General features: G+C 67.0%; 7 protein-coding genes. All 7 read left to right on the forward strand.

Translation table 11 applies throughout. The annotated features are described in order from the left end of the window. The coding region (locus VJ923_RS06245) for a hypothetical protein (protein WP_326439659.1) at positions 1-372 on the forward strand (372 nt) is incomplete at its 5' end. A 4-nt stretch (positions 373-376) separates the two neighbouring features. Then, positions 377-1,435 (forward strand): hypothetical protein, encoded by a 1,059-nt coding sequence (locus tag VJ923_RS06250; protein WP_326439661.1) that lies wholly within the window; start codon positions 377-379, stop codon positions 1,433-1,435. A gap of 4 nt (positions 1,436-1,439) precedes the next feature. Further along, positions 1,440-1,754 (forward strand): hypothetical protein, encoded by a 315-nt coding sequence (locus VJ923_RS06255; RefSeq protein WP_326439663.1) that lies wholly within the window; start codon positions 1,440-1,442, stop codon positions 1,752-1,754. Next, the gene (locus VJ923_RS06260; protein ID WP_326439665.1) at positions 1,754-1,996 is read left to right on the forward strand and encodes a hypothetical protein; all 243 of its coding nucleotides are present in this window, start codon (positions 1,754-1,756) and stop codon (positions 1,994-1,996) included. Before VJ923_RS06255 ends, VJ923_RS06260 begins: the two co-directional genes overlap by 1 nt. Further along, on the forward strand, positions 1,980-2,312 hold the full coding sequence (locus tag VJ923_RS06265; RefSeq protein ID WP_326439667.1) for a hypothetical protein: 333 nt from the start codon (positions 1,980-1,982) through the stop codon (positions 2,310-2,312). Before VJ923_RS06260 ends, VJ923_RS06265 begins: the two co-directional genes overlap by 17 nt. An 8-nt stretch (positions 2,313-2,320) precedes the next feature. Further along, positions 2,321-2,752, forward strand: coding sequence for a hypothetical protein (locus VJ923_RS06270; protein WP_326439669.1), 432 nt, complete (start codon positions 2,321-2,323; stop codon positions 2,750-2,752). 14 nt (positions 2,753-2,766) lie between these two features. After that, positions 2,767-3,119: hypothetical protein (locus tag VJ923_RS06275; RefSeq protein WP_326439671.1), on the forward strand; the 353-nt coding region annotated here is incomplete at its 3' end.

Raw genomic sequence — 3,119 nt, forward strand, 5'->3', positions numbered from 1 at the left:
CTGGGCGGCGAGTCCAAGCTGGCCTTCGATCTGATCGTCACGTGCCCCGATCCCGTAAAGCGGGGAGATCCGGTGCGCTACACCGCATCGGGCGGCAAGTGCGCCGTCCGCAACGATGGGAACACCGGGGCATGGCCGTCCGTCAAGGTGACGGGGCGGGTCACGTTCCTCACGCTGTCGCTCGGGGGCCACTCGGTCACGTGGAGCGGCAGCGCCGACGATCTCTCGCTCGACTTCGCGGACATGGCACCGTCCTCGGGCACGGTGACCGTGGACGACGCGTTCCAGGTGCCGCCGGGAACGTCCGAGATCGCGGTGTCGTGCAACTCGGGGGCGACGGTGGCCGTGACCGTGGCCCCGGTGTGGAGGTGATCGCATGGTGACGCTCCACGCCTACTCGGGCCTCACCGGCGCGCATCTGGCGCGGCTTCCCGCCGCATCGGTGTCGTGGTCAGACTCGATCAACGAGCCGGGTTCCCTCACGGCAACGCTCCCGGCCACCGTGGACGCGGCCAGCCACCTGCGGGCCTACGGCACGGTGCTGGCGGCGGTGGAGGGCGGGAGGGTGATCCACGCGGGATACGTCACCCATGCCAAGAAGTCGGGCGGCCTGTGGTCGGTCGATTGCGGGGGAGGATCAACCGTGCTGGAAAAGCGCCTCGTGCTGAACCACGCGCTGGCCTCCTCGTGGAGGGACGGCTACGTGCTCATCGACGAGGAGCACCCATCCGGCAACTGGCCGCTCTCGCTCAGGGGATCCTACTCGGACATCGTGTCCAAGCTGATCTCCGAGACCCTTAAATGGGGCGCTCTGCCCATCGTTCCCGCGACCCTCACGGGAGGATCGCACGAGCGCAACTACAACTCCTACGACCTCGCCACCGTGCTCTCCCGCATCTCCGACATAGGGGACTTGGAGGACGGCCCGGAGATCAGGTTCGATCCCGTCATCGGGTCTGACGGCTCGCTCAGGTTCCACCAGCGCACCTCGGACGAGATCCGCGACAACTGGTGGAGGTGGAACGCGGTCGTGCCCCTCTCCCCGGTGGAGGTGGGCGACGAGGACTGCGACGGCGGCGATATGTGCACCCAGTGCTTCGCCTCGGGCGGCAAGGACGAGGACAAGCTGCTCGTTGCCCGCGCCGTATCCGGAGAGCTGACCGCCGCCGGGTGGCCCGTTCTGCAAGCGGCGGACACCTCGCACTCGTCGGTGTCCGAGCTTCCAACGCTCAAGTCATACGCCTCCGCAGCGGTGGGGGCGGGCGACGAGCCGCAGCGGACGCGCGGCCTGAAGGTTCGCCGCGACGTGCCCGTGAGGGTGGGCGACTGGGCCGACGTGAGGACGGGTGAGGGGCTTTTGGAGCTGAAGGTCACCGACGTGTCCGGCTCCGCAGGCTCACCGATGCTCACCGTCCAGTGCCGACCGAGGAGGTGACGCCGTGGCGAAGTACAGGCCCGCGACCGGAAACGACGCCGCCGTGATGCGGCGCAGGGAGGAGCGCATGGCCGCCGCCTTGGCCTCCGCCTCCGCCCCCTCGGGGACGAGGGCGTTCCAGGCGACCGAGAAGATCGGTGAGATGGCAAAGAAGGTGGCCGAGCTTGAGAGGGCCGTCATCCCCGTCGGGGGAACGGTCTTCATGTCCAAGAACGAAAGCCCCGCAGAGTCGGGGTACCCGGGCGAGTGGGGGAGGCTGACCGCCTTCCATGTGCCCATGACGGGAAAGACACTCTACATCTACGAAAGGAAGAGCTGATGGCAAAGACAGAGGGATTCTACTCGCTCGTGTGCGACCGCTGCAATACCCAGACCTACGCCGCGCAGGGAAGCCCGATCGATCAGAACTGGAAGAACGCAGGGCACACCAACGCCGACGGCTCGGTGAGCACCCGCTTCCTGTGCCCCGACTGCTTCAAGGCGTTCCGCGCCATGGCGCAGGCCCAGGACGCCGCGTACAACTCGTTCATGGCGGGAGCCGACAATGCCGACGCTGTCTAGGCACGTGCCCCGGGGCGACTTCCTCATCCACAGGGGGGCTGACGAGCGCTTGGGCGTGAGGTGGCAGCGCGACTACGGTGGCGGCTACAAGGCGGTGGACATGAGCGCGTGGATCGCCGATCTGTTGCTTTCGAAGGACGGGGAGGCCCTGCTGTCAGTGCCGTGCACCTGCACCTACGACGGCCTGTGCGTCGCGTCCCTCACAGGCTCCCAGACCCGCTCGCTGCAGGTCAGGACGGGGGAGTGGCGAATCGACGCGCACGGCCCCGGCGGCGAGAGCGAGCTGATGGGCTGGGGCTACTTCGAAGCCGTATAGGAGGACATATGTCAGACCAGGTAATCGACCGCAAGGAGATAGGCATCCCCACGGACGTGGACCTCGTGCGCCACGACGTGAACATCATGAGGGCGGACGCCAGGACCTCCATGGAGGCCTCTGCGGCGTCCGAGGCCAACGCCGCCGCATCGGAGGCAGCCGCCATGTCCCATGCGTCCGACTCCCGGCAGGCGGCCCAGGAGGCGGCCTACTGGGCGACCCTGCACAACCAGGGCATCCACTTCGGCCACGACGAGCCGGAGGACAAGTGGGACGGCATGACGTGGCTGTTCACGGACGAGGTCGCGAGAAAAATCAAGTCGTTCAGGCGATGGGACGCAGCGCTCGCGGGAGCGGCCCTGTGGCCCTCCGCGACGACGTTCCCCGGCAACTCCACGTTCCCGCAGGATCGCGGCGCGTGGACTGACTTCAGCTATTAAGGAAGGAGGGCGATATGCCCAACGATCAGACGGCCCATGCCGACACCGCCCAGACAGCGCCCGAGGAGATCACCTACACACCGACGGTGTGGCAGGACGGCGAGGACGGAGGCACCCCCATCAACGCCGCGAACCTCAACAACATCGAGAAGGCCATCGTGGCGCTCGTTGAGCACACCACGAAGCAGGTAGTGAACAGCATGATAGCCAACGATGCCGTGACCTCCGAGAAGCTCGCTCCCACCGTTCGGGATTCGCTGTCCCGAGGAGACGTGCTGGCAAACAACCCCTACATCGCCGACGCGAACGACCTGATGGCGGGGCTGAAGCAGTTCGGGCCGAACAGCCTGAATACGCCCGGTACGGA

This window comes from Adlercreutzia shanghongiae (genome assembly GCF_035830635.1).
Lineage (GTDB): Bacteria > Actinomycetota > Coriobacteriia > Coriobacteriales > Eggerthellaceae > Adlercreutzia > Adlercreutzia shanghongiae.